This window comes from Bifidobacterium sp. ESL0820, assembly GCF_052606235.1.
In genome coordinates, this window is the sequence record NZ_CP199594.1 from 1,849,076 (window position 1) to 1,875,300 (window position 26,225).

Below are 26,225 nucleotides of genomic sequence, written 5' to 3' on the forward strand. Positions count from 1 at the left end.
AGAGTTTTGATCAGGCTGTTGCAGCGGGCATGCCTTTGATTATGGAAGCAGCACTTTTTGCATGAGCGAGGCTGGTTGCACTGATAACGGCCTTGTCACCAGTGAAGCGATAGGAAACCGGGGCGGTGCCTATGGCCGAACCGCCCCGGTTGTATTGGCAATTGTGGAGCCTACTTGCGAGGCTTCTTGGCGGGGGGCTCGCCCAGCTGGCTGGCGGTCACCCGGATGCCCGCCTCGTCCTCGCCAGCTCCCGTTGCCTCGGACTGAGCGGTCTCCTCGACCAGGTCCAGATCTCCGGTGACTCTGCCCGCTTCGGCTATGTCGTCCAGGGCGACCTTCACGGCTTCGAGGCCCTCCGGCGCCACGCTCAAGGAGGCGGAGAGGATGGGGGTCTTCATGGAGACCTTGGCCTCGGACTTGATCCGTCGCAGGGAGGCCAAGGCCTTGCCTGCCCAAGTCAAAAGAGCAGGATCCTGGCCTTGGGCGGCGGTCAGATAGTCTTCCGGACGTGGCCAGGAGGCCCGGTGAACCGATCCATCCCCCTGATGCATCCACTGCCAAGCCTCTTCGGTGGCGAAGGGCAGGAAGGGGGCCAGGAGACGATCCAGAGCGTCCAGGACCAGCCCCAGGGTTGTGCGGGCGCTGAGCACCTGGTCTTCGCCAGGGGTCCTGCCGGTGGCATCCGCAGTTCCGTAAGCCCGGTTCTTGGCCAGTTCGATGTAATTGTCGCAGAAGTCCCAGAAGAAGGATTCAGTCACCTCCAGGGCCTTGGAGTGCTCGTAGGATTCCAGGGCCTTGGTGGCCTGGTCGATCACTTGGGCAAGGCCGGCCAGGACTGCCCGGTCCAACGGGACTGTGACGTCAGCGGGGTTCCAGGTGGCCTCCGCTGCCTGGGTGACCTTATGGTTCTCATCCTCCCGCCCGATGGCCAGGGCGAATTTGACGGCGTTGAGGAGCTTGACGGCCAGGCGGCGGCCGATTTTCATCTGCCCCTCATCGTAGGTGGCATCCAGGCCCAACCGGGCGCAGGATGCCCAGTAGCGCACAGCATCGGCGCCATACTTCTTGATTGGTTCGTCCGGCACCACCACATTGCCCTTGGACTTGCTCATCTTCTTGTGGTCCGGGTCCAGGATCCACCCCGACAGAGTGGTGTCGCTCCAGGGCAGGCAACCGTTCTCCAGATGGGCGCGGTCCATGGAGCTGAAGAGCCAGGTACGAATGATGTCCTGGCCCTGGGGACGCAGATCCATGGGGAAGGTGGCCTTGAAGAGGGCCTGGTCCTGTTCGCCCGGCTCGGCCCAGTGGGTCACGATCTGGGGGGTCAGGGAGCTGGTGGCCCAGGTGTCCATGATGTCCTTCTCGGCCGTGAAGCCGCCGGGCTGGTCGCGCTGGGATTCCTCGAAGCCCTCGGGTACATCGCTGCTGGGATCGATGGGGAGCCTGTCCTCGGCCGGGGTGATGGGATGGGCGTAGTCGGTCTCGCCGTTCTCCTTGACCGGATACCAAAGTGGGAAGGGGACTCCGAAGAAGCGCTGCCGGGAGATCAGCCAGTCGCCGTTCAGGCCCTCGACCCAGTTGTTGTAGCGCACCCGCATGAAGTCCGGGTGGAAGTGGAGCTCCTTGCCGCGCTCCAGCAGCTCCTGGTTCAGTTTCTGGTCGGTGCCGCCGTTGCGCAGGTACCACTGGCGGGAGGTGACGATCTCCAGGGGCTTGTCGCCCTTCTCGTAAAAGTTGGTCATGCGCTTGGTGGGCTTGGGCTCGCCGTCCAGGTCGCCGGACTCGCGCAGGGCGTCCACGATGATCTTGCGGGCTGAGAAGGTGGTCTTGCCCTCGGTCTGCTCGAAGATGCGCCGTCCGCTCTCATCGGTGATCCAATCCGGCACGTCCATGACGATTCGTCCGTTGCGCTGGATGATGGACCTGGTGGGCAGGTTCAGATCCCGCCACCACTGCACGTCGGTCACGTCGCCGAAGGTGCAGCACATGGCGATGCCGGCGCCCTTGTCCATCTCGGCGGCGGGATGGGCCAGGATGGGGACTTCCACCTTGAACAGGGGGGAGTAGACCTTCTGACCGAAGTACTTCTGGTAGCGCTTGTCGTCTGGATGGGCGATCAGGGCGCCACAGGCTGCCAAGAGCTCAGGCCTGGTGGTCTCGATGTAGATTGGCGTGCCGTCCGCGAACCGGAAGGCCACCCTGTGGTAGAAGCCGTCATACTCGCGCGACTCCAGCTCGGCTTGGGCCACGGCGGTCTGGAAGGTCACGTCCCAGAGACCCGGGGCCTCCTTCTGGTAGGCCTCGCCCCGGGCCAGATTCCGCAGGAAAGCCTTCTGTGCCACCCGGCGGGGATGCTCGCCGATGGTGTGGTAGGTCTGCGACCAATCCACCGACAGCCCCAGCGACCGCCAGAGCTGCTCGAAGAGCTTCTCGTCCTCGGCGGTCAGTTCCTCACAGAGTTCGATGAAGTTCTGCCGGGAGACGGGCACTTGGTCCTTGGCGCTGATCTTCTTGCCCTTGGTCCCGTGGAAGGGAGGCTTGAAGTCCGGATCGTACTTGAGCGAGGTGTCTACGCGAACCCCGTAATAGTTCTGGACCCGCCGCTCGGTGGGCAGGCCGTTGTCGTCCCAGCCCATGGGGTAGAAGACGTCGTAGCCCTGCATCCGCTTGAACCGGGCGATCACATCGGTATGGGTGTATGAGAAGACGTGCCCCACATGCAAATGCCCCGAAACCGTGGGCGGCGGGGTGTCGATGGAGTAGACGCCGGAGCGCTCGCGGGTGTTGCGGAAGCGGTAGACGCCGGACTCATCCCAGTCGCGGCACCACTTTTCCTCCAGGCCATCCACGCCCACCCTGTCGGGCAGGGGGGTCAGATGGGCATTGACGATTCCTTGGTGTTCAGCAGACATACCAGCATTTTATGGACGAACAGTGACAAGGGGCGCCGGCCTTTTCAGCCCTGGATGCGCAGGTTCCACAGGGGCAGGTAGCGATCCAACAGAGAGCTGGGCATGCCCTGGAGACGGTGAGTTTTCAGTACCAAGGGCGTGCGCTCATACAGCCAGTCGCTGGGGGAGAGGTCGCTGACCTGCCGGGCGAAAGCCCGCAGCCGCTCAGCATAGGTGTTCTGGTCGGTACTGGCCTTGACCTGCTTCCAGGATTCCTGGACCTCGGTGTTGTCGAAGAGCATGGTGGCGTTGGGGTCGGCGAAACGGCCGATGTCGTCATTGTCCATGACCAGCAGGGCCATGTCGTAGTCGTGACGGGTGAGCACCTGGTCGCGGAATGCAGCCTGATCCACCATGGAGACCTGGGTGGGGATGCCCACCGCCTTCAATTGCGTGCTGATCAGATCGCCCACCTGGCTGCCGAATTCCTGGGGATAGACCAGGCGCAGGCCGCCGTGATAGTAGGACTGGGCATAGTAGGAGGATCGACGAGCCGCTTGGACACGATCGAATGGGAAGGCCTGCAGACCGGGATCATAGCCTGGGCTCAGTGGGTTGAGTGGTCCACCTAGCGCCTTGGCTGCGCCGCCTTCCAGATCGGCCAGCGCCTGACGGTCCAGTGCGTAGCGAACGGCCTCGCGCACATGTTGGTCGGACAGCAGGCTGGATGCCTCGTTGTTGAAGGCCAGGACCACATTGTTTGTGCTGGGTGTTGCTGTCGGAGCCTTGCCGGCCTGCTTGGCCGTAGCCGGGTCCATGTCCACTACAGCGTCCAGACGTCCCTGGTTCAGATCTTTTACGGTCTGCTCGGGGCTGCCGGCATAGCTGAAGACGACCTTGTGGATGGCGGCCTTGTCCGGGCCCCGGTAGGACTTGTTGGTGGTCAGGGTCAGGCTGGCTCCCGGCTGCCAGTCATCCACTTGATATGGGCCTGATCCGGCCGATTGGGTGGAGTAGTTGACGCGGGCCTGGCGATCGTAGACAATACCGGCCCGACCGCTCAAAGCGGTCAGCAGATGGGCATCCGGGCTCTTCAGCCTGATCACCAGGGTGGCTTCATCCGGGTTGGTGACCCTGGCCAGGTCATCCAGGTCCTGGTGGCCCTGATACTGATGATCGAGGATCTGCCGCAGGGACCAGAGGGCATCCTCTGAGGTCAGCTGGCGTCCGTCGGCGAAGCGGGCATCATTGCGCAGATGAAAGGTGTAGAGCAGACCATCGGCGGAGATCTCCCAGTTCTGGGCCAGTCCAGGAGTCGGCCGACCTTGGGCGTCGGGCCTGGTCAGGGTCTGGTAGACGTTGCCCATCAGAGCCTGGTCGGTGGCCCGGCCGGGCTCGGTGCGGATGTCCAGGGAGACGGGGGCCTGGCGGGCCCGGATGCGCACTGCCTGGCCCGAACCTCCAAGGTTCCAGGGCAGCCGCCAGCCTCCTCGGCCAGTCAACAACGGCCAGGCCATGTAAGTGCCCGCGGTCAGGACCGCCAGTACCAGGATGAAGATGATTCCGGAGCTGATTCGTCTGTGTCTGCCGCTTGCCATGGTCTTGATTCTACCGAGAGGCCGGTCCGGCCAGGAGCTCGGCGCTGGGGCATGTCTCGGCCAGCGGGCAGTGCAGACAGTCGGGCTTGCGGGCGTGGCAGGTGGCCCGGCCGTGGAGGATCAACCTGTGCGATAGATTGGTCCAGTCCTCGGGAGGGAAGCAGTCGCAGATCTCATGCTCGATCTTCACCGGATCGGGGTGGGTGCTGCGCCAGTCGGTCCGCCAGCGCAGGCGGCCGGTGACCCGGGTGACGTGGGTGTCCACAGGGAATCCTGGAATGTTGAAGGCGTTGCCCAGGACCACGTTGGCGGTCTTGCGCCCCACGCCAGGCAGGCTGGTCAATTCCTCCATGGTCTGGGGGACTTGTCCGCCATAGTCCTCGGTCAGCATCAGTGAGAGCCCCAGCAGGTGGCGGGCTTTGGCGTGGTAGAAGCCCACCGGGTGGATGATGGCCTCCAGCTCGGTCGGCTGGGCCTGGGCCATGGCTGCAGGGTCTGGATAGCGCTCGAAGAGTTCAGGGGTCACCGAGTTGACCCGCTTGTCGGTGGTCTGGGCGCTCAGGACTGTGGCCACCAGCAGTTCGAAGGGGTTGCGGAAGTGCAGGGCGCAGACCGCCTCGGGAAAGACCTGGCAGAGGATGCGGTACTCCTCGTGCATGCGGGTCAGGCGCCGGGCCTTGCTCTCCCTGCCTTGGCGGTGCTTTCGATTGGATGATGCATCAGTCACTATGATCGGTTTTCTTCTTCTTGGCATCTTCGGATTGTTTGGACTGGCTGTCGTTTTGACCGGCGGCATCCGGTTCGCTTCCTGCCTCTGTCGTGGCCCTGGGAGCCTGGGCCGTTCGCGCCGATGAGGGCGGGTCGAACCGGTAGCCCACGTTGCGGACCGTGCCGATCAGGTGCTCGTACTCGCTGCCCAGCTTGGCCCTGAGCCGCCGCACGTGCACGTCCACCGTCCTGGTGCCGCCGTAGTAGTCATAACCCCAGACCTCCTGGAGGAGCTGTGCCCTGGTGAAGACCCTGCCTGGATGCTGGACCAGGTATTTGAGCAGCTCGAACTCCTTGTAGGCCAGGTTGATGGGACGGCCGTGGATTCGGGCCGTGTAGCTTTCGGTGTCCACAACCAGGTCACCCGAGCGGACCTGGCCGGTGGGCACCTGATCCTCCGTCTCTTCCGGCTGGGCATCTGGCTTGCGTGTCGGGGTCACGCGCTGACAGACCAGACGCAGCCTGGCCTCGACCTCGGCGGGTGATGCGGACTGAATGATCACGTCGGCCACACCCCAGCTGGCGTTGACCACGGTGAAGCCACCCTCGCTCAGAATCAGGATGATGGGCGTGGACAGGCCCGAGGCTCGGGTCAGGTTGCAGAGGGTCTTGGCCTCGGCCAGGTCGTCGCTGGCATCGATCAGCAGCACGGTGTCCTCGGGCATTCTTACCAGGGAGGCGGCATCCAGAGGAAGAACGCGCACTCGATGGGAGAGCAGGGCCAAGGCGGGCAGAACCGATGCCGGATCCTCGGCGCAGGTCATCAAGGTCAGATCCGTCACGGGGGTACCTTCTTCCCTGTCCGTTCGTCCAAAGCGGGTGTGGATTCGTTGAACAGTCGTCATCATTGTACAATCGGCCCGTCACAGGGGCTCCGAGTTCACAGGATGGCCTTGCCCTAGGATGTGACTTATGGCTCCCCGACGGGGACAGGCAGGAGGACCCATGGCGCAGACCGTAAAAGAAAACCGGGATGGGCGCGCGCCCGCTCTGACGCAGTTGGTGGCCTTGGCGGCCCTGATCCTGCCGGGCGCAGCGCTGGGCCTGCTGGCAGAGCCCCGGGCCGCCCGATGGGTGCAGGCCGTTCTGGTTTTGGTGTTGGCATCGGCTCTGTTGGCCTATTGGCCCTTGGTGGGCAAAGGCATCCGACCTGGTCCTGACCGAGCCATGTCCGGTCTGCTGACCTTGGTCGCTCTGGCGCCGGCCCTGGTCGTGCAGGGGCCCGGTGTCTTCTGGGCATGGCTGTCGACTGCGGCATTCCTGCTGGCCCTCCTGGCCGTGTTTATGTTTGTTCGGCAGATGCTGCGTCGGGACAGGCGGATGGTCATCCGTGGCATTTCTGCAACCGCCATGGGCGGGGTGACCGCCGTCGCCGCCTCGGGGTGGGTCTTCCTGCCAGAGCTGATCAGAGGCCTGCGACCTGACCTGATGCCGATCCTGGTGGTGCTTGTGGCCTTGCTGCTGCTGGTCGGGCTCATGACCTCGGGTTATCGCTGGGCCCAGGAGGCAGCTGATCGGCGTGGGGCCCTTGGTCTGGCGCTGATGTCGGTTCTTTTGGCCGGATCCATCGTGGTTCTGGCCGTCATGGTCTTGCAGACGACGTTCTGATCTAGGCATTCATCAGGTGGTCCAGAAGGATCTGGATGCCCATGACGATCAGAATGATCCCGCCGGCGATTCTGGCAGGCTTGCGCCAGCGGGACCCGACCGCGTATCCGATGCGCAGCCCCAGCATGGAGGCGGCGGCCGTCACCAGCCCGATGACCAGTGCGGACAGCCAGATGTTGATGCCCAGTAGAGCCAGGCCCGCGCCCACGCCGAATGAGTCGATGCTGGTGGCGATGGCTGCAGGAAGCATCTGCCGCCAGGAGAAATTCTCCTCGCCGTCCGCTCCCTCCTCCTTGCCGTAGACGCCCTCGCGGATCATGTTGACCCCGATGGCTGAAAGGATGCCGAAGACAATCCAGTGATCTACAGCGGCCAGGGAGTTCTGCAGCATGGAAGCGGCGAAGTAACCTAGCAGGGGCAGCAGAGTCTGGAATCCGCCGAACCAAAGTCCGACCAGCCAATGATGGCGCGCCCGCAGTCGGTCCACGGACAGCCCTTTGCTGATGGAGACGGCGAAGGCATCAGAAGATACACCTAAAGCGATAAACAACAATCGAAAGAACACGGCATTCCTTGAAAGGGTTCATCCCTGGTGGGATGGGCCTCGACCAGGTCTCCTCAAACCCGCCTACGCCTCGGGAGCGTCCAGCGCGGAACTGCCGATTGGAGTCGGCTTTGAATTCGTTGAATGCCGTTCACATGCTACGCCATAACTATATGAACATAGATTTTACTTGTCAGCGCTGTGATAATCAAGCATGGCAGGCTATCCGATCGGCCCCTTAGTGAGCCATGGTCACAGTCAGACTGCCCCCTGCCGCATGGACGGCGCTGATGACCGTGCTCAGCGCCGGATCCCCCTGATTGCTCAGGGCCTTGTAGATGCCCGACCGGGATCGGTCGGCATCAGAGGCGATGGCGCTCATATGCCTCTGTGCTCGTGCCACCTCGCCGAGTGCATCTGCGATGATTGCAGCCCCCTGCCGAGAGGTTTCGGCCTTGTCGGCCTCCTCCATGGCAACCTGCAGGTAGCGGACGGCTGTTTGTTCGGTATGTATATGGTCGCCTGCATGGAATTCCCTGATCTTCAACGTCATCACGACTCTGTCCTTAATGTGGTCCGTTTGTTGCCCATCTGGATGCCGTCAGCTCTCCAGATATGACCTCCACAGATGTTTTGCCCGGTCTATGTCCCTCTTCTGGTGAGTCTTGCTGTCGCCGCAAAGCAGCAACACGACCTGTTTGTTCTTCAGTCCGAAGTAGGTGCGGTAATCCGAACCATTGTGAAAACGCATTTCAAATATGCCTTCTCCCACAGTCTTCCAGTCGCCTAAAAGGTGTCCGGATCGTTTTATTTGTTCCCATCGGTGTAGGATGCGGGCCGCCGACTGAGTGTCTTTCAATTCATCAATCCACCGGCTGAATTCCTCAGTCTCCAGTACTTCAATGATGGATAAGGGCATGGTGTCGCTTTCCCCTCTTATTTCGAGAAGATGCGTCCCATTCCCCACAAGAAAGTGTACACTACAGTGTACATTGCAACAATTGCTTATGACACCTGAATGTCGAGTGATTCGCGAATTCTGTAGTCAGTTTTCGAGTACTACTGATCCTGGTAGGTGACGGCATAGAACTCACCGTTCTGGAAGCGCGCCATGTATACATCGCTGACTTTGTCTATGCCCTGCTTGGCCAGTTGCTCGTTGAGCCAGTCCTCGTCCCGTCCCATGGTATCCAGCACGTCGGGATTGACCCGTCCGTCCATGACCACCGGATAGCGCACGTCCTTGTCACCCTCGGAGATGATGGTCAGGCTGCCGTTCTGCTCGACAATACCCCTTTTGACATCGCGGATGTCGTTGATGCCCTTGGTGCGCAGCTTGAAGTCCACCTCCTTGGCCGTCAAGTTGACCTTGAGACAATTTTGTACCAGCAGCTTGCCGTTCTTGATGATGGTGACCGGTTCGCCGTCGATGTACTTGCCCACCGCGTGGATGTGGGTCTTGGCATACCGGGTGATGAGGATCAGCGCCGCCCAGATCAGCAGGATGACAATGTACTGGGCCATGGAGATGCTGTCGCTGTAGATGACCCCGCCGATGATGCCGCCCAGGACGTAGTTCTGCAGCTGGTCCATGGGCGAGGTGGGCGCCAGGTTCCCCTTGCCGGTCACATTGATGAGCAGGGTGATGAAGAGCAGCCCGACGATCAGCTTCAGGGCCACGTTGACGTAGAAATTGATATCCATGGGTCACTCTCCGATCACGGTGATGTCTGGGTGGTACAGGTCGGCGCGCTGCAGCAGGAATTCGGAGCCGGAGCTGTTGAATACCAGGGTGTAGTAGCCCTTGGGGGTCTTGATGATCATGTCGTTGTTGCGCGAGGTGTCGTTGATGCTGATCTGCTCGGGATCGACCTTGAGCTTGGCGGCTGACTTGTCGATGACCGTGGTCAGCTGACCGCTCTGCAGGCTGGCTGTGCGCAGATTGGTGTAGTCGCTGTATTGGATGGCCGCCGCCAGCAGAAGCAGGGTGGCCAGGATGATGGACAGATCCTTGTACTTATGGTTCCAACGGTGGCGGGAGTACATGAACAGGAAGAAGAGAAAGGCCAGGGCCAGAACGACGACCACGATGATCCTGATCATGGTCCAGTTGGTCTGCCCGCCCTTGAGGTATTGGTATGTATAGAAAGTCATAGCCGCTCCTGCCCTTGCGCGCACCCGCAATTGGCAATCGTAGACGGCCGGACGCGTTTTGGGAGGATTTGGGCATGCAAAACCCCGGTTCAGGCGCTCGATTGGGCCCTTGCCGGGGTGGTTGTGACCGCTGGTCGGCCTTGAGAAGTCAGTGCTGTTCGGCCAGGCGCTGGCGTGCAGCCTTGATCTGGGTCTCGGCGGCCTCGGCGTTGGTCCAGTAGTCGCCGGGCATGACCTCCTTGCCTGGCTCCAGGGCCTTGTACTGCTCGAAGAAGTGCTTGATCTCCTGCTTGTGGAAGTCGGAGACGTCGTCGATGTCCTTGATGGCGTCGAAGCGCACATCGGCGGGCACGCAAAGGACCTTGTCATCCCCGCCTGCCTCGTCGACCATGTGGTAGAGACCGACGGCGCGGCATTCGACGATGCAACCCGGGAAGACCGAATCGGGAATCATGACCAGGGCATCCAGGGGATCGCCGTCTTCGCCCAGGGTGCCGTCGATGTAGCCGTAGTCGTCGGGGTAGCCCATGGAGGTGAAAAGGGTGCGGTCCAGCCTGATGTGGCCGCTGTCGTGGTCCATTTCATACTTGTTGCGGGAGCCCCGGGGGATCTCGACCAACACGTCGAATGTCTCTGCCATTGTCCTGTCTCCTTTTCGGTCTGGACGGCATAGGTATGTCTTCTCATACACAGCATAACCGTCCCGGGGCACATTCGACCACAGTGCTTCGCTGACGCTCACGCCTGCTCGGCGGCCGCTCATACTCGATTCATGGGGTGGGCGAAGAGTGAGGATAAGTATGAACAAGCGCAGATGGACGGGTCTGCTGGCGGCCTTGGCTGCACTGGCAACCCTTGTCGGCCCGGCGGCTCCCGCCATGGCTGGCGGCGGATCAGGTCATTCCGGCGGCGGTGCTGAAGGCAATGGCCGGTTTTGGCAGGGCTGGACCTACAAGGATGACGACCAAGGCTCCTTCGGTGGCTATGAGATAGGCAGCATCGACAGGGCCTTCTCCAAAATGGGGATTGTAGATGGCGGCAATGCCACCACTGCTCGGGTCAAACGCCAGGCTCTGGATGAGGCCAACGGCAACTGCCAGGCACGCTTTAACGAGGCCCATGCCGACGAATCCGGACAAAGCCACTGCCGGGTGACCGGCGTGGGTGTGGTCACGGGCTATCGCGGCTCTCAGCGGGTCTTCGATGGGGTCAGCATGGCCATCCATAGCATATGGATGGACAACTGGCGAAACCAGGTGGCCAACCGCACTTTCAGCAACCGCGGGGTGACCTATAGGACCGGCGAACCTTTTTGGGACCAGCCTGGAGACAGCCTGGACAAGTTCGCCGACATGTATGCTGGCAACGAGCACAGCATCTCCCTGGTGGTCTTCATGCTCAACGACTATGAGCCCAAACCGGCCGATCTGCCGCCGAATCCACCCGACAAGAAAGTGGATCCTGGCACCAGCGCGGATGGGATGACCAACCGCACCCGCATCGAGACTGGAACGGGTCGGGGCGGCCGCGAGTTGACCTTCAGCGATGTTTTCGATCCCCAAGGCAAGCAGTACCATGTCGGCGGGCAGATGGTCAAAGACCTGACCAGCGGTGAGGATCTGACCAGCAAATTCGCTTTCAACACCGCCGATGGGAGCCGACCGCCCGGCAATAGGGCCACAGCCACCTGGAAGGGCGGGGCTCTGCCCGAGGAGCATCAATGGGCATGGCAGCTGGACGTGACCGTCGAGCAGCCGGACATTGGGGTAATTCTGGACTCTGGAAAAGTGGATTGGAAGGGCAGCGTCCGTCAGGTTGACCAGTCGACCCCTGAGCGCCGCACTCCCACATGGAAGCCCAGTCCCGACAAATCCTGGATTCTGCGCGATCCCGCCACCGGGCTCTGGAAGGCAGTCGTTGACCCTCAATGGACCAACAAAACTGGTGGCGACGGACGTGCCTTTCTGGACGGCGACAGGGTGGGATCGGTGGTCAACGCCACTGTTGAAGCCCATCTGATCGAAGCGCCTAAGGTTTTCGCTTTGGCTGACGACTGGAGCGCTGCCGACTATCTGGTTGATCAGGATGGCGCTCGGGCTATTCGCGTCTTCGAGGCCGAGGCCAAGGCGGATGCAGATGGGCGCTACCGCCGCAGCAGCATCCAGGACATTGTGGACAAGGGCAGGGATGTGACCGACCGTTTCGAGATCAGCGTGACCGGCACTCGGGCGCGGGCACAGGCCAAAAGCGGATGGCTGAACGGTCTCAAGGGGATGGAGGACCCCAGGCAGGTCACCATGCTGGTTCCCTTTACGGTTCGCTTTGCCAATGGCGGCGGTGCAGCCAAGGTTCGCAAGGACCTGGGCGGAACACCTGACCAGGAACTGACCTTTTGCAAGGCCCCGAACGGCCATGGCAGCCAGGGCGGGGCGCTGACCAACTCAGGCTCCCAGACGGTCAATACGCAGAACGTACAGACCAATAAGCCGGGCATCTGCGGATACCTGCCTCCGGTGCGCAAGGATGTCATCTCGGAGGCCGGTCAAGGCGGGGAGCAGGCCAGTGTTGATGGCAAGGCGGTCTTTCCTGGCCAGCGGTTGGAGTATCAGTTGGATACCCAGCCCAGCCTGCCTGACAATCTGGCCTATCCTGTCAAATCAGTCATTCTGACGGATGTCTACGACCGCTGGTTTTTGCCCGACAAGCAGACCCTTGAAGTCACTGACCTGCAGGGCGGCGATGTCATCGCCAAGACCGGATACGCCACAAAGTGGAAGGACAAGGAGCACAGCCTGCGGGTGACCATCACCGACCCCGCCCGGATCAGCCAGTGGCGTGCCGGGGGCCACCCCAGGATCCGCCTGCGTTTTGAAGGCAGGGTTGATACCAAGGCTCCAACGGATCATCGGGTGGGCAATCAGTGGGTGCTGACGCTGAACAACTCGTTGACCCCTTCTAACCAAGTGAGCAATCCGCCAGCCGACTTCCATCCCTCAAAGAGCGATGTCAGCGCGCATGATCCAGGCATCAGCATCGACGGCAAGGTGCTCTTCATAGGCGACCAAGGGGCCTACCGGATTAGTCTGGACGCCCGTCGCAAAGACACCGCCTATCCTGTCTGGCGGCTGGGCATGACGGATGCCTACGACGCTCGTCACCTGGATATCAATCCCAAGAGCATCGAGGTTCTGGGTTCCGACGGCCGGGATTACACTAAGTCTTTCAATATTCAGGTAAAAAACGGCGTAGTCTTGGTCTTCGCCAAAACCGTGGACACCTATGTTCCGGCCACAGGCGTAACCCTCAAAGGGGATCCCCAGCCAGCTGATCTGGCTGCCTATGCTGCTGCTCGCGGTCATAATCCCCTCAGAGAGCCGGCTATTGACCAAGGGCTACTGGGGCGTACCTACGATGTGGTTCTGCCTTACACGGTCATCCGCGCAGAATCAGGTCACGTAGTACGTAACCAAGCGACCCAGATCGTCAACGACCTGCATAAAGCAACCAACGTGGTCGCTAATCCAGTCAAGCTGCTCAATCCCGCCAAGGATGTGGTGGTCGCCGTGGGCGGGAAAAGCGCACATGGCGGCAGCATCTACCGCGATCGGCTCTTCCTCTATCGCCTGGACTCCAGTCTGCTGCCAGCCGGACGGGCTTACCCGCAGGTGAAAACCTGGCGGATCGAGGATCGGCTGGATCCTGCGGTGGATCGATTCACTGGCCATTGGGCCGTCTACGCTACCCAGGATCTCTACGAGAACGGGCACATCCTGATTCATCATGGACAGATTATGGCTGGTTCGGACATGTCCGCAGATATCCATGGCGGCCCCTTGTTTACGATGACGGCAGACCCGGCAGGTCTGGTCAAAGTGGAGGCCACGCCGCGATATCTGGCCTTAGTCAGCGCTTCAGGCGACCGCCCGGTCGGCTGGAGGGCCTACCTGCAATGCAGGCGGCTGAAGAACGTGGAACGTCATGAGAACCGATTCACCGAGTTCTATCAGGACAAGACCCTGGTCTCCAACACAGTCTGGACCAGAACGCCCGATATGACCCCGGCTCTGCATATCGAGAAATTCGATCAGGCTGGCGGCATGCCCAAGGGTGATCGGGACCAGCCGGAGCAGGCTCTCCGAACTCATGACGACGTCGCTATTGTCTTCCGAATCACCAATGATTCCCCTCGCGATCCCAGCGATGGGACCGGAGCCATTTTCCCCGCCCGACAACTCCATTTGGAGGATCAGACGGTCGTCGGTCAGGGGCGGGTGACCGGAATCCACTATCCTGACAACTGGTCGACCCTGATGCTTCGACCTGGTCAGTCTGTAGATGTGCATGCCACAGTGACAGGCATATCAGGTAGGCACACCGACAGGGCTCGGGTGGTAGGTAGTCCTCTGGTGCCCTGTCCAGTGGAGGATCAGACCTCCCTGCCTCAACTGGAGAATGGCCAAAAAATCTCAGACCGAGCGGATTCTCGCGGAGCGGTGGTCGATGGTCGTCTGCTCTGTGCCGATCAATCTGTCGAATCCAACAGTGATGACTGGAACGCTCTGAAAGCCGCGCTGCCTAAGACCGGAGCTGCGGTGGTGCTTCCATTAGCGCTCGCCACTGCAGCGGTCATGACCGGGTTTGTCATATTCCGCTTGGTCAGACAGATGTCCGCCAAAAACCGCGAGAGGCGGTGATCCTGGAACAGGTACACAGTCAGGTGTGCGCATTTTGGTCTGTCGATTGACGTAACAAGGTCAGTCTTAGATCCAAGGGCGTTCTCGGCCAGCTGCAGGGCAGTCGAGCTGTGCGATGCGCATACCGGCCTTTTCCGGTTCCAAAGTAAGGGCTTGTTGACAAAAAATTTCTGGGTATCCGCAGCCGTTGGAAGCGTTGAATACGCCGGCTGATTCTGAAGATGCTGAGGCCTCGGATGTTTCGACTGTTCCGAGAGTCGTCGAAGATTCGGATCATTCAGCAGCAAGTGATCGGGTCTAACCTACCTGCGCTCCTGACTATGGATACCAAGCCATAGGGAAGTGTGCTAATTCTCCTCCGGTTCCAGTGGCAACACAGCCTGGGGTGGATTGCTGTCAATGGCTCCCACGGTCTCATGCGGCAGGTAGGGCTCCTCCCTGGAGAAGCCCTCCTGAGGTGTGAGCTCCAAATCTAGCGCAGCCGCCGCATCGTCGAGATGCCGGGCTTTGGTGGCCGCCAATGATCGGTGAAGCAACGCCTTTGGCCCGCTGCCAGGCTATGTCTGGGCCATTGGAACGTTGTGTCGCTCTGCCGTTTTCTGTACGGGGTCAATGGTGGCCAGATCTGTCTTCGGCTAGGTCCTTCTCGTCCTCCCGGTAGAGCAGGCTGTAGTGGTTCTCCATGGCACTTAAAGGGTTCCAACCGTTGCCCTGGGAGACTTTCTGCATGTCCTGAAACTGGCGGCATGCATGGCTGAGGCTCCCAGCGATGGCACCTTGCCTGCTTTGACAAGGTCGTTCAGTGCTTCCATGGTCTCTTCGATTGGCGTACATAGTCGAACCTGTGGATGATGTAGAGGTCCAGGTAGTCGGTGACCAGTCGCCTGAGCATCCCATCGATCTCGCGATGGATGGCCTTGGATGAAAGGTCGCCCCTCATTGAAGTAGACCTTGGAGGCGATGACCACCTGGTCGCGGCTTATATGCTTTCTAAGTGCCTTTCCCGGATATTCCTCACTGGTCCCGGCCGAGTAGTCGTTGGCTGTATCGAAGAAAGTGATGCCCTGATCCAGTGCGTGCGCAACGACCGCGTCGGTCCTTTCCTCACCCAGCGCCCAATCGTGCACGGTGCCTGGTTTGCCGAAGCTCATGCACCCCACGCAGATCTTTGATATGTTGATGCCTGTTTCGCCCTGTTGCGTGTACTGCATTTAAGCTCCCTTGAACTTCCTTAGCGCAGATGCAATCATGCTAGCAAGTTCGGGTCTGTGAAATTCTACTTCTTTGGCTTATGAAGCGAATAATAATATTTGTAGTAGGCATTGTCTTCTTATCGCTCTTTGTCAAAGACATGAGACTTTTATGGCATGCCCGGCTTTTGTGCTCAGTTCCGCAGAATGTGTCGATACCGGTGGTGTTATTTCCCGTGAGTGATTTGGAGTCAGTCAGTTCTTAATCTAGAAGTCCCGAGTCTCGTCAATGGTGATATTGGATACCTGATATAACAGCCAGGCAGGGTATGCCTAATGTTTATTGATGTACGCGTGCCGTATACGTACTTTGTTCTGTGAAATGGACGCGATCCGAGCAATGCTGCTTGGCTGGTTGCCAACTGGACATGCCATTATTGTTTGCTGATACAATTGACATAAAAGTTGAAGTTAACCTTTAATGAAGAGGGTTCATGTGGCAGGCAGAAATGATATGAGTTGCCTTGCTTTTTCGCGTTTGTTGCGTTTCAAGCGCTCGCATTACCCGTATTCCGATAAGTACATTCGCGAGGTGGGCAATTCGCCGGATACGCATGCAAGAACAGAAAAACAGCATATGGTGCAGTGGTTTGCAGCTAACGCAACCCATGGATCGGGCGCCTACTCCCGGCAGAAGCCGAATAACAGTGCAAAGAATTGTTATAACAAATTGGAGAACGCTGCGTCGCTGCTGTGGATTGCCGAGGCGGTCGGCATTGAAGAGCCGGCCGTAGCAGCAGCTTTCGAGACTGCAAGGCAGGCGGGAGACTATCGCCGGGCTTGTGGCGCGATCCGCAAGATTATCAGCTGGTCCATGATTATTGAATCCTTGTAATGGTATCGACGTAGATCAAATATAGTTTTCATTAAGTGTCGTATGTGCTCAGCTGTTATGTACTCGGTTTTCAGCACAGACAGCTTGGAGCAGGGGTAGTTTTTAACGCAGGTTTGGAAAGAAAGGGTTGCATATGCCCGAGATTGTTTGTCCCAATTGCAAAACCGCATTCACTATTGACGAGGCCGGATATGCCGATATTTTGAAGCAGGTTCGTGACAAGGATTTTGACAGGCAGCTGCATGAACGGCTTGAGCAGGCTGAGCGTGAGAACAGCAAGATTCGCGAACTGGACCAGGCACAGGCTGAGCAGACCTTGCAGAAGACCAAAAGCGCAAAGGATGCCCAGATACAGGAGCTGCAGGCAAAGCTGGAATCCGAGCAGGCTGCAAAGGAATTGGCTGTTTCAGAAGCCTTGAGGAAGGTCGAGAAGGAGAAAGATGATCTGAGCGCCAAGCTGGACAAGGCCGAATCGGAGAAGCAGCAGGCGCTCGATCTGGCAGAGGCCAATTCCAAGAGCGAGCTGCAGAAGGCGGCTGCGGACAAAGAGGCCGAGATCGTCAAATTGCAGAATCAGTTGGATGCTTTTGAGTTGCAGAAGAAGCAGGAGTTTGCCCAGGCTTTGGGTCCGGTGCAGAAGGAGAGGGATGATTTCAAGGGCAGGCTTGAGAGGCTGCAGCTTGAGAAGGAGTCGGAGGAGAAGCTCTCCAAGGAGCAGCTGAAGTCGCAGCTGCAGGCGGTCGTCGCGGACAAGGATTCCGAGATAGCGGAATTGAAGAGCAGCCTGGACAAGGCGGAGCTGCAAAGCAAGGTCGAGGCCAAGTCGCTCAAGGAGCGTTATGAGGTCCAGATCCAGGATCGTGACGATCAGATTGAGCGGCTGCGTGACTTGAAGGCGAAGCTGTCCACCAAGATGGTTGGGGAGACGCTTGAGCAGCATTGCCAGATCGAGTTCAACAAGCTGCGGTCCACGGCCTTCCCCAATGCCTACTTCGAGAAGGACAACGATGCCAGGACGGGCAGCAAGGGCGACTTCATCTTCCGCGACAAGGACGATTCGGGTACGGAGATCGTGTCCATCATGTTCGAGATGAAGAACGAGACGGACACCACCTCCACCAAGCATAAGAACGAGGACTTTTTCAAGGAGCTCGACAAGGACAGGCGGGAGAAGCATTGCGAGTACGCCATCATGGTCTCCCTGCTGGAGCCTGACAGCGACCTGTACAACACGGGTATCGTGGACGTCTCCTATCGCTGCCCGAAAATGTATGTCATCCGTCCGCAGTTCTTCATTCCGATAATCACCCTGCTCCGGGATGCTGCCAAGAACTCTTTGCAATACAAGAATGAACTTGAAGAGGTGAAGGAACAGAACATCGATATAACTCATTTCGAGGAAGAGCTGGACTCCTTTAAGAGTGCTTTTGGTCGCAATTACGAAATCGCCTCGAAAAAGTTCAAGAGTGCGGTAGAGGAGATTGACAAATCCATCAACCACCTGAACAAGATCAAAGACGCTCTGCTAGGTTCCGAGAACCAGCTTCGTCTGGCCAACAACAAGGCACAGGACGTGACTATACGAAGACTGACCCGAAACAATGAGACCATGAAGGCCAAGTTCGACGAAGTAAAGAAGTCCAAATCCATAGGAGACTAAGAACGTGAACGGTGCAGTCATGTGAAGGGATGGATGCAGAGGGCTTTCTCTGATTTTGCGGTTGGGCCGTCCACCTGTATCTGGCTGCACTTCACTGGCCAGTGTTCCGACCTGCCCCAAGTGCGCTGAGATAGAAAAACAAGATAGAACAATAAAGGCTCGGAATCTAAATGATTCCGAGCCTTACTAGTAGCGGGGTCAGGATTTGAACCTGTGACCTCTGGGTTACTGACCCAGAGGTCACAGGTTCACCGCCCCGGCGGCGAACCCTGCGAGTTCATTTTAACCACGTGATGACATGGCTTCATGTCAAGGAAGAAAGCCCCTGCGCCCCAATGGCGCGAATGCATAGATAAATGGATTGAAACCCTCCAGGCCGGCAGTCTCTCTGCCCTGAGTGTCGACACCAGGCGCCGGCAGCTCACGAAGCTCAGTAACGACTTGAGAGGGTCGCCGCAAAATGTCACCGCAGAAGAGCTGGTGCACTGGTTCGCGGCGGGAGACTGGAAGCCGGAGACCCGTAAAGGGTACAGGAACGCCGCCTCATCCTTTTTCGGATGGCTTTATCGGATGGCTTTATAGGTCAGGCCGGGCCGAGCAGGACATATCCAAGGATCTGCCCAGTATCCGGCGGCCCCACGCACATCCGAGACCATGCCCCGACCGGGTCATCCTGGTCGCGCTGAGCAAAGCCAACGAAACCGAGACGCTCATGATTAGGCTGGCCGCCGAATGCGGGTTGCGGCGGGCCGAGATAGCCCGGGTGCGCAGCGACGACGTCATGGACGACCTGCTGGGCCGGACCCTCATAGTCCACGGCAAGGGCGACAAGCAACGCCTGGTCCCCCTGCCCGACGACCTGGCCCAGAAGATCATCGACCGGCATGGCTGGCTGCTGCCCGGCCGCTGGTCAGGGCACGTAGAAGCCAGCTATGTAGGCAAGCACGTCGCCCGCCTGCTGGGCGGCGAATGGACCGCCCACAGCCTCCGCCACCGGTACGCCACAATGACCTACCAGGAGACCCACGACCTGTACCTGGTAAGCAGGCTGCTGGGGCACGAGTCGGTCGAGACAACGCAGAGGTACGTAGCCATGCCCGATTCGCGGCTCAGGGCCGCTCTGGCGGGTGCCAGGCTGGTCAGCTGACCTATTTGCCGGCCATGCGCATGGGGTTATAGACGACTCCGAAACCGGCGGCGAGATAGCCGCCCACCGTGGTCAGCCAGTCGCCCAGGGCAGGGTTGGCGAAGCTGTGTACACCGCTGCCGATGATGACCAGGGCCATGGCCACGATATAGATGGTGGTCCTGGTCCGTTCGCTGAACAGCGGCTTATATTCCTCGGCGGGTCCTGCAGAATGCTTCGGGTCGCTCATGGCTTGACCTCGTCGACAGTGATATGCAGTTGGTCGAGCTTGTTCTTGACCGCCTGCTGGACCGTGGCAGCGATGTCGGCTGGATTTGCCCCGACTGCCCTGGCCAGGGTGTCTATAGTCGCTCCTTGCGCTGTAATAAGGGTCTTAAGCTCGGCGAGTTCGTTGCGGGCCTGGATGACACCGTCCAAGACGTTACGACCGTCAAGACCGGTTTGCAGTATAAGTGCCTTTTGCGCACCTTCCTGGACGCGATCCCGTAACCAGTTTGTGTGCCACTCGTCCGTCATTTTTTTATCGATAGCCTTCTCTGCGCCCTCTTGGGCTCTGTCGCGAGTCCAATTCGAGTCGAAGGTGTCATACTTCATTGTTTCTCCTCCGTATCGGAGATATGCATTCCAGGGATAGTTGTAATAGGGAGCCACGTTTGTTTCGCCGCCGGTCTGATCGCCTGGAAGGCCGTTAATCCCGCCATTCTCAGAGATAGATGCTTGAGCTAATAAGCCGTGGCCTAGGTATACCGCCACATGCTGCTTGTCGTTGAGCAATAAGTCGCCCGGCTTTGGATTGCCATCAGGGCGCAGCCGCAGCCAGCCTCTTGCCGTGAGCTCAGAACTTAGATTCATGGTGGTAGTGGCTTTCCCCGTGTCAAAGCCCGCTTCTTGCAGGCAATGGACTACGAGGCTGGAGCAATCGCAGTTGCCTCCGGGGCGGATATTCCACCGGTCTGCCTGGCTATATCCGAGGCTCACGGATCCACACCAGTAGCGCATCCGGTCGATTAATTGGTTAATATCGCACATTCTGCCCTTTCAGTCATGGTTGAACAGTCCATCAGGAGGCCCTGGGGGAGGTGGAGGGGCTCGTCGATATATATGGTCTACGAGCTCTCGGTTCCATTGCCAAAGCAAGGCGTTATCGTTCTGCATCTGTTGCGCTAGACGGTAGGCTTCCAGCTTGTCGCGGGCTGCTGATGCCACCGCCTGTATGATTCCTCCCAGCACAACGCCGGCCGAGCCAACGATGGCCACCACCACCGTCTCGCTCATTGGGCCACCGGCCAGCAGACATCTGGCAGGCCGACGCCTTTGCCTGCTGATCCGTATATGTTGTTGATCGTACAGACGCCGTCTGGAGCTGAGATTTTGATGAGCAGGGGTGTCGCGCCGCCGACCGTGTATCCGAGAACATATCGATCGGACGCTGGCCTGGCTGGGGCCGGAATGGTAGTGAAGTCCCAGCCGGAGAAAACCGAGCTCGGAGAGTCAAATTGGCCCTGGATGTGAACCATGCCATCAACGATTTGTACACTAGCAGTCGTCGGTTGACTGTTGTTGCGTGAGGGCAAAGGTTGCCGGCGGAAACTTACAGTCGAGGGCCCGCCTAAAAGCACTTGGCGAACGAATCTGGCGATAACCGCGTAACCAGCATTGTTGGGGTGCATGTCAAGGTTGCCGCCGCCAAGATCATATATCAAGTCCTGGTGTCCATATAGCCAAGTCCAGGCGTCCCAAACGACGGTGGCGCCTTCAATATTCGCGGCTGACCGTATTTCGCTTGCACGGGCTAACGCATCGCTTGTGACTGGCCGGCAATCCCACATGATGGGAATCGCTATAATCTTCGCAGCGGGCCAGTTGGCGCGGCAAGCATCAAACAAACTCTTCGCTGAATTCTCGACACTGGTTGAGCCATCGTTACGACCGCCGGCCACGATTACGATGTCCGGGTTCACGCCGCGACTTTTGGCGTACTGGGCTTGTTGCAAGAATGTTCTGCCGCCGGAACCAGGTATGCTGTACCCGCTGCCACCAGAAGCGAAGTTATATTCAGTCCAGCCCATAGACTGTGCCAGCAGCGTGCTCCATCGTTGGGATGAGCTTGAAGCTCGTAGCCCTTCAGTGTATGAGTCGCCAATAAAAAGGCAAGAACCCCCATATAGAGCTCTCCTGGTCTCCGAGCCTGCGCGCCTGATTAAAGTTGCTAAGCCATTGTCCTGTAAATTCCCTGATGAAGCTGCAAAGGAAGCAGCTTCGTCTCTCCATTTTTTCGTATTAGCTGCTGCTGTTGTAACAGCATCGGCAACTTGTGCTGGCAAGACATCGAGGGTGTTGTCGATGCTTTCCGCCATCGCCTGGAACTGAGAGCTGGCGTTTTTAACAAGGTCCGTTCCGGCGGGGTACTTAATGTGATGACGTGGTGTTTCCAGCATGGTGTCTCCTATCGTTGGAAGTAGGTGATTTGCGAGAACTCGCCCCAGGTGATAGCTAGCTTGTTCCAAGCAAGAGCGATGGGCGCCAGGTCCTGCCATCGGCTTATTTGCGAGGGGATGGTGGGCATGGGCCACAGGTTGATCTCGTTCGAGAGGATGGGCCGGTCGTGTGCCCAGGTGAAGCTGAGGGTGCCGCCAATGGCCATCCAAACGCCTGATGTCGCCGGGGTGCCGTCGTCGCTGAGCAGTCTGGTGTACCGGTTGCTGATGAAGGCGTAAAGGGATGGGGCCGGTTGTAGGTTCTGCTCGGCCAGGTCGATGTCGGCTTTTGCGCTAGTCACGGTGAGCTTTTGTGGGCGTAGGCGTATGGTGCAGGCTTTGATCCATTCCGCCCATTGACTGCGCTGGGCGTCGGTAAGCCGCCACACCTGACCGTGCCAATGTCCCTGCGACTCGTCGGCGATGATGGCATCCGATTCGAAGATGGAGGATTTAATGGTTTCCTTTAGGTTGGGTGGCAATCGGCCCTGGTCGGTGAAGTCGATTTGTGCGTCCTCGAAGATGAGAGCGCCTTGGCTCTGGTCCCATTTGACTTTCTTTCCTTTGACGGTGACCTTGCTGACGGGCTCTGGAAGAGTGAGAGTGTGTGCGTCGACCTTGATCTGGTCGCCGGCGAGCACGGCCTGCGTTCTGCCCCCGCTTTCGGCGGTCAAGGTACCGTCGGAGTGCAGGCTGATGGATGAAGGAGCGCCAGCAAGCCATGCCTCGGTCTGGTCAATGCCGTGTTAGTGGGTTTCGTAGAACAGAGGTATATCGGGGCTTGCCGAGGCCAGGGAGTGGAGGACAGTAGACAGGTCAGGCCAGCTTGACAGCTCATAGGGCGCTAGGTCTCCGGCAGCGTGGTTGAGCCAGGTTACAGTAGTTTCCGATAAGGGCGGACATCCCAGAGAGATGAGCCGTTGTTGCACTTCGTCTATGCGCTGCTTGGTTGACAGGGTCCAGTGCTTGCCGGCCAGAGCGGGGTCGGATGATGTGGGTCCCTGCTGAGTGGTGCGTGATGCCCTCACCAGATCACCGTTGGCATGCAGGCTAAGCTTATAGGTTCCTTGATTGCTTTGCTCGATGCTGTTGCCTGTGGCCATGCTGCCCTTGAAGATGGTCAGCGCCGTAGGGTCCGGCGGTTGGGTCGGGTCAGGCCGGTGAGCCAGGTGGAAGCCGTTCCAGTCCATGATATCGGGTTGGTGCTGCCAATCGGTCGGGTCAGTCAGGTCGGACCATTGGGGCATCCGGGTGAGTTGAATGAGGACCTTGGCTCCGGCCAATCGTGTGCTGTTCCCAGCGAGCTCGCCGGAGCGGTCGATGAGTTTGAAGCTCAGCACGCTGGGGTCGGGCTGACTGGTGGGCTGGCTGGTTCCCCAGTCGATGCTGAATGACGCCAGCGCTGTTGCAGGGCCTTGGTGACCGGTCATGTTCTGCCACCCATGTCCTAGGTCCATGAAGAGGAACGGCTGTCTCACCTGCTCGCCTCCGTGTATTCGCGCAAGGCGCTGGCTATTTTCTTGCCGGTCTCGTATCCGTCTAGGGCGACGCCTTCCACATTGATAGTGACGTAGACCGGAAGGGTACGGCTTCGGGAAGTGGGCCCGGACAAGGTGTATCCGGTCCTGGCCAGTGGAGTGACCCGCGCCCCTCGTGGCAGGTCCAGGAGCTCGGGACCGGCCTCGCCCACGATCACACTGCCTGAACGTGTGAGGAAGCCACCCTGGGCCAGCATGGGGATTCTAAAAGATTTGCCTCCCACGCCCGGTATCCAATCGGGCAGATCGAAGCCGAAACCACCAATGGTGCTGTTCCACAGACCTTTGATCTGGCCGACCGCCCATTTGAAGGGAGACAGGAGTTTGTTCCCTAGGTCGTTGAAGCAGTCGGCAATTCTCCTGGGGACCGATTGGAAGAAGCCGACTGTCGAGTCCCATGCCCCCTGCGCCCAGGTGCCGGCATTCTTGAAAGGCTGGCTCAGCCATTGGCTGATGCCTGCGAAGAAGCCGGATATGGCGCCGGGAATTGATCCGAAGAAGGCTGTGACCTGGCCCCACTTGACCATAATCCAGTCGCCCGTCTGGCTGAACCAGGTCTGGATGTTGGAGATGCTTGAGCCGAGGAAAGAGGTGAAAGCCCCCCATATTCGCTGGCCGGTCTGCGTCTGGGTGAAGAACCAGGTCAGGCCAGCGACCAAGGCAACGATGGCCAGGGTGACCACGGCCACCGGATTGGCGGCCATCACGAGGTTAAAGGCTGCTTGGGCGTTCTTGGCGGCGGTGGTCACCGTGGTCCATGTCTGGGTCACGGAGGTGACAGCCGAAAGCGAGCTGACCCATTGCAGGATGCCTCCTGCGCTCATTATCGCGTATAGGGCCCCAATGCCGGCGGCGAAGGCGCCCACACCTATGACGACCGGAGCGATGGCAGAGGCTATGGAGGCCAGTTGACCGACCCATTGACCCAGTTGACCGGCCATGCCTGGGATATTGTCGGCCAGGTTTGAGACCTTGTCAGCAAAAGTGGCCATGAATCCAGTGACGGTGGGTTTGACCAGGTCCAGCAGGCCGGAGCCGAACTTAACGATGGCCGCGTCGGCATTGCCTGCGGCGTTGCTCATCTGGCTGGTGTCGTTGGCGGCCTTCTTGTCGGCATCCGACATGCCCAGTTGCATGAGGGCCTGGTTGAACTCGTCCGATGTGATCTGCCCTTGAGCCATGGCGTCTCTGAAGTTGCCGGTATAGGCGCCGTTGGCCTTCATGGCCTCCTGAAGCTTCCCAGAGGCTCCGGGGATGGCGTCTGAGAGCTGGTTCCAGTTCTCGGTGGTCAGTTTGCCGGCGCCGGCGGTCTGAGTGAGGACCATGGCCACGCTCTTGTAGGCATCGGCACCGCCCCCGGCCACGGCGGTGAGGTTGCCAGCGGCCTGGGCCAGCTGGTCGTAGCTCTGCACGCCGTTGGCGGCCAGCTGAGCGGTGGTGTTGCGTATATCCGAGAGGCTGAACACGGTCTGGTCGGCGTACTGCTGGGTCGACTTGGTCAGCGCCTTGATTTTCGAGCTGTCGATGCCGGCGAAGTTCAGGGTGTTGGCGAAGCTCTGCGCCGAATCTGATGTTGCCGTCATCTCGCCGGCCAGGTTCTTCACATGCCCGATGACGCTGCTGGTCATGGAGCTGACCACGCCTGAGACGACACCGGAGACAGCGCCGAATCTGGCTGCCAGGCCGTTGGCAGAGCTGGCGGTGCTGCTCATCGCCCGGGTTGCACCCGAGCTGTCCCCGATGATGCGCACCGCCAAGATTGCGCTCTTAGCCATTGTCTACCTCCTTCATCCTTTCGGCTTCCTCATTCATCAGGGCCACGGCAGTGCTCCAGTCCCTCTGGTCGGGCCCAGTCTCGGCCCTCCATGCCCAGGGTGTCCCCCCGAAGCGTGCGGCCAGGATCACGCTCAGATGGTGGAGGGACCCGTCGGGCCATCCGGCAAAGGGGCCGGCAGGTCTCCTGATCCGTCATCCGATGGGGTGCCGGCCTCGTCCCTAGTCCCTTCGGATGTGTCCATGCGGGCCACGGTCTGGGCCCATTGCTCGAAGGTCTGTCCCGTCTGGATAAAGCCCCGCCGACGCAGGGTCGCGTAGGTGGCGTAGGAGGATGTGGCGATCACGGAGGTGCCTCCGCTTCCCCAGCCCTGGGACGTGGCGTACTTCTCGGCCTGGATAGTGTCGAAGAGGGTGGGCTGGCAGGACTGCGTGGTGCCGTCGGTGTAGGTGATGATGACGCTCATAGTTCAGCTTCCTTGTACTTGTTCGATGATTCGTTTGATTTCGTTCTCGTAAAGATTCACCCATGCAGGTTCGGTGGCTTTGGCAGCGTCGGCGAGATAGGGGTGTGGTTTGATGTGGTGGCCGGGCCAGCCCCAGTGAATTGGGCCGGCGTAGGGGACCGATGCCCGTCCCGCCCGGATAATGCCGGCTTTCTGTGTGGCGCCGGCTCGGATGGTCTTGGTCAGCCTCCCACTCTTGACGGGCGCCTGTCCCTGGGCGGCTGGCACCACCAGGCTGGCGGCTTTACGGTTGACTGCCTTGAGATCCTTAGCGTCCGCTCCGGCCTTGCGTAGGCTCCGGGCAAGCTGTGCGGACCCCTTGACCTCAATCAGCGATCGGCTGGTCATCGGCCTTGGCGCCCGGAGTGTGGTCCAGGAGCCTCACGGACGTAGCGGTGAAGCTCACGTCCTGGTCATTGCGTTTCTTCACGTCCCCGCCGATGCCAATGGGGGCAATCAGTACGTCGCCCTGGAAGGCCAGAGTCCCCTTTTCGTTGGGCACGAATGTGAAGGGCTTGGTCTCCCCAGAGTGCTTGAAGCACCAGGCTTGGATGCCGTCCTTGCTGAAGTCCTCCTTGACGGTCGTGTCCAGAGTCCAGGAGACGGTCTGCGCCCCGGACTCGGTGTGGCCGTCCAGGAATTCATCTGTGTCGTCGGTGTCCGCCTTGGGGGTCAGCGAGGTCTTCGTGCAGTCGACATCAAACTTCTGCGAGTCCTGCTCATCGCCGATGATTAGCTGGCCGGGGCCAAGGGTGCGTACTTTGCTGTCTGTCATAATTGTT

25 protein-coding genes are annotated in these 26,225 nt (G+C 59.5%); 5 read left to right on the forward strand and 20 right to left on the reverse strand.

Features of this window, described 5'->3' with window-relative positions; genetic code table 11:
* Positions 1-170: 170 nt before the first annotated feature.
* The 4 genes from valS to ACUIAH_RS07275 all read right to left on the reverse strand — a co-directional run bounded on the left by valS (position 171) and on the right by ACUIAH_RS07275 (position 6,039).
* A complete protein-coding gene (valS, locus tag ACUIAH_RS07260; RefSeq protein ID WP_445340834.1) occupies positions 171-2,912 on the reverse strand; it encodes a valine--tRNA ligase in 2,742 nt (913 codons plus the stop codon).
* A gap of 44 nt (positions 2,913-2,956) precedes the next feature.
* Positions 2,957-4,489, reverse strand: a complete 1,533-nt coding sequence (locus ACUIAH_RS07265) for an ABC transporter substrate-binding protein (RefSeq protein ID WP_445340835.1) — start codon at positions 4,487-4,489, stop codon at positions 2,957-2,959.
* A gap of 10 nt (positions 4,490-4,499) precedes the next feature.
* The gene (gene nth, locus ACUIAH_RS07270; RefSeq protein WP_445341576.1) at positions 4,500-5,147 is read right to left on the reverse strand and encodes an endonuclease III; all 648 of its coding nucleotides are present in this window, start codon (positions 5,145-5,147) and stop codon (positions 4,500-4,502) included.
* A gap of 61 nt (positions 5,148-5,208) precedes the next feature.
* Positions 5,209-6,039 (reverse strand): winged helix-turn-helix transcriptional regulator, encoded by an 831-nt coding sequence (locus ACUIAH_RS07275; protein WP_445340836.1) that lies wholly within the window; start codon positions 6,037-6,039, stop codon positions 5,209-5,211.
* 163 nt (positions 6,040-6,202) lie between these two features.
* Between ACUIAH_RS07275 and ACUIAH_RS07280 the strand changes: the two genes are divergently transcribed.
* Positions 6,203-6,865: a hypothetical protein gene (locus tag ACUIAH_RS07280; RefSeq protein WP_445340837.1), complete on the forward strand. Its 663-nt coding sequence runs from the start codon at positions 6,203-6,205 to the stop codon at positions 6,863-6,865.
* Position 6,866: 1 nt separating this feature from the next.
* Here ACUIAH_RS07280 and ACUIAH_RS07285 read toward each other — a convergent pair whose 3' ends face one another.
* The 6 genes from ACUIAH_RS07285 to ACUIAH_RS07310 all read right to left on the reverse strand — a co-directional run bounded on the left by ACUIAH_RS07285 (position 6,867) and on the right by ACUIAH_RS07310 (position 10,203).
* Entirely contained in the window at positions 6,867-7,430 is a 564-nt protein-coding gene (locus ACUIAH_RS07285) for a manganese efflux pump MntP (RefSeq protein WP_445340838.1), read from the reverse strand.
* Between the two features lie 217 nt (positions 7,431-7,647).
* Entirely contained in the window at positions 7,648-7,962 is a 315-nt protein-coding gene (locus ACUIAH_RS07290) for an addiction module antidote protein (RefSeq protein WP_024626894.1), read from the reverse strand.
* Positions 7,963-8,010: 48 nt separating this feature from the next.
* Positions 8,011-8,328 (reverse strand): type II toxin-antitoxin system RelE/ParE family toxin, encoded by a 318-nt coding sequence (locus ACUIAH_RS07295; protein WP_445340839.1) that lies wholly within the window; start codon positions 8,326-8,328, stop codon positions 8,011-8,013.
* Positions 8,329-8,468: 140 nt separating this feature from the next.
* Positions 8,469-9,113, reverse strand: coding sequence for a DUF421 domain-containing protein (locus ACUIAH_RS07300; RefSeq protein ID WP_024626892.1), 645 nt, complete (start codon positions 9,111-9,113; stop codon positions 8,469-8,471).
* Positions 9,114-9,116: 3 nt separating this feature from the next.
* The gene (locus ACUIAH_RS07305) at positions 9,117-9,563 is read right to left on the reverse strand and encodes a DUF3290 family protein (protein WP_045924896.1); all 447 of its coding nucleotides are present in this window, start codon (positions 9,561-9,563) and stop codon (positions 9,117-9,119) included.
* A gap of 148 nt (positions 9,564-9,711) precedes the next feature.
* Entirely contained in the window at positions 9,712-10,203 is a 492-nt protein-coding gene (locus tag ACUIAH_RS07310) for an inorganic diphosphatase (RefSeq protein ID WP_101432914.1), read from the reverse strand.
* 160 nt (positions 10,204-10,363) lie between these two features.
* Here ACUIAH_RS07310 and ACUIAH_RS07315 point away from each other — a divergent pair, with 160 nt between their 5' ends.
* On the forward strand, positions 10,364-14,257 hold the full coding sequence (locus ACUIAH_RS07315; protein ID WP_445340840.1) for an LPXTG cell wall anchor domain-containing protein: 3,894 nt from the start codon (positions 10,364-10,366) through the stop codon (positions 14,255-14,257).
* Positions 14,258-15,056: 799 nt separating this feature from the next.
* Here ACUIAH_RS07315 and ACUIAH_RS07320 read toward each other — a convergent pair.
* On the reverse strand, positions 15,057-15,197 hold the full coding sequence (locus ACUIAH_RS07320; RefSeq protein ID WP_445340841.1) for an aldo/keto reductase: 141 nt from the start codon (positions 15,195-15,197) through the stop codon (positions 15,057-15,059).
* A 746-nt stretch (positions 15,198-15,943) separates the two neighbouring features.
* Here ACUIAH_RS07320 and ACUIAH_RS07325 point away from each other — a divergent pair.
* The 3 genes from ACUIAH_RS07325 to ACUIAH_RS07335 all read left to right on the forward strand — a co-directional run bounded on the left by ACUIAH_RS07325 (position 15,944) and on the right by ACUIAH_RS07335 (position 19,149).
* Entirely contained in the window at positions 15,944-16,342 is a 399-nt protein-coding gene (locus ACUIAH_RS07325; protein ID WP_445340842.1) for a hypothetical protein, read from the forward strand.
* 133 nt (positions 16,343-16,475) lie between these two features.
* Complete coding sequence (locus ACUIAH_RS07330) at positions 16,476-18,002, forward strand: DUF2130 domain-containing protein (protein WP_445340843.1); 1,527 nt, start codon at positions 16,476-16,478, stop codon at positions 18,000-18,002.
* Between the two features lie 712 nt (positions 18,003-18,714).
* The gene (locus ACUIAH_RS07335; RefSeq protein WP_445340844.1) at positions 18,715-19,149 is read left to right on the forward strand and encodes a tyrosine-type recombinase/integrase; all 435 of its coding nucleotides are present in this window, start codon (positions 18,715-18,717) and stop codon (positions 19,147-19,149) included.
* Between the two features lies 1 nt (position 19,150).
* Here the strand turns inward: ACUIAH_RS07335 and ACUIAH_RS07340 are convergent, their stop codons facing one another.
* From ACUIAH_RS07340 to ACUIAH_RS07380, 9 genes are all read right to left on the reverse strand, one after another.
* On the reverse strand, positions 19,151-19,378 hold the full coding sequence (locus tag ACUIAH_RS07340; RefSeq protein ID WP_445340845.1) for a hypothetical protein: 228 nt from the start codon (positions 19,376-19,378) through the stop codon (positions 19,151-19,153).
* Positions 19,375-20,178 carry an NlpC/P60 family protein gene (locus ACUIAH_RS07345; protein ID WP_445340846.1) on the reverse strand — a complete coding sequence of 268 codons (804 nt, stop codon included), beginning with the start codon at positions 20,176-20,178 and terminating at the stop codon, positions 19,375-19,377. Before ACUIAH_RS07345 ends, ACUIAH_RS07340 begins: the two co-directional genes overlap by 4 nt.
* A 242-nt stretch (positions 20,179-20,420) precedes the next feature.
* The gene (locus ACUIAH_RS07350; protein ID WP_445340847.1) at positions 20,421-21,587 is read right to left on the reverse strand and encodes an SGNH/GDSL hydrolase family protein; all 1,167 of its coding nucleotides are present in this window, start codon (positions 21,585-21,587) and stop codon (positions 20,421-20,423) included.
* Positions 21,588-21,595: 8 nt separating this feature from the next.
* On the reverse strand, positions 21,596-22,300 hold the full coding sequence (locus ACUIAH_RS07355; RefSeq protein WP_445340848.1) for a hypothetical protein: 705 nt from the start codon (positions 22,298-22,300) through the stop codon (positions 21,596-21,598).
* Between the two features lie 72 nt (positions 22,301-22,372).
* Positions 22,373-23,104, reverse strand: coding sequence for a hypothetical protein (locus tag ACUIAH_RS07360; RefSeq protein ID WP_445340849.1), 732 nt, complete (start codon positions 23,102-23,104; stop codon positions 22,373-22,375).
* A complete protein-coding gene (locus ACUIAH_RS07365; RefSeq protein ID WP_445340850.1) occupies positions 23,101-24,939 on the reverse strand; it encodes a tape measure protein in 1,839 nt (612 codons plus the stop codon). Before ACUIAH_RS07365 ends, ACUIAH_RS07360 begins: the two co-directional genes overlap by 4 nt.
* 132 nt (positions 24,940-25,071) lie before the next feature.
* Entirely contained in the window at positions 25,072-25,404 is a 333-nt protein-coding gene (locus tag ACUIAH_RS07370) for a hypothetical protein (RefSeq protein WP_445340851.1), read from the reverse strand.
* Positions 25,405-25,407: 3 nt separating this feature from the next.
* The gene (locus tag ACUIAH_RS07375) at positions 25,408-25,791 is read right to left on the reverse strand and encodes an HK97 gp10 family phage protein (protein WP_445340852.1); all 384 of its coding nucleotides are present in this window, start codon (positions 25,789-25,791) and stop codon (positions 25,408-25,410) included.
* Positions 25,769-26,218, reverse strand: coding sequence for a hypothetical protein (locus ACUIAH_RS07380; RefSeq protein ID WP_445340853.1), 450 nt, complete (start codon positions 26,216-26,218; stop codon positions 25,769-25,771). The genes ACUIAH_RS07375 and ACUIAH_RS07380 overlap by 23 nt, the downstream gene beginning before the upstream one ends.
* Between the last annotated feature and the right edge of the window lie 7 nt (positions 26,219-26,225).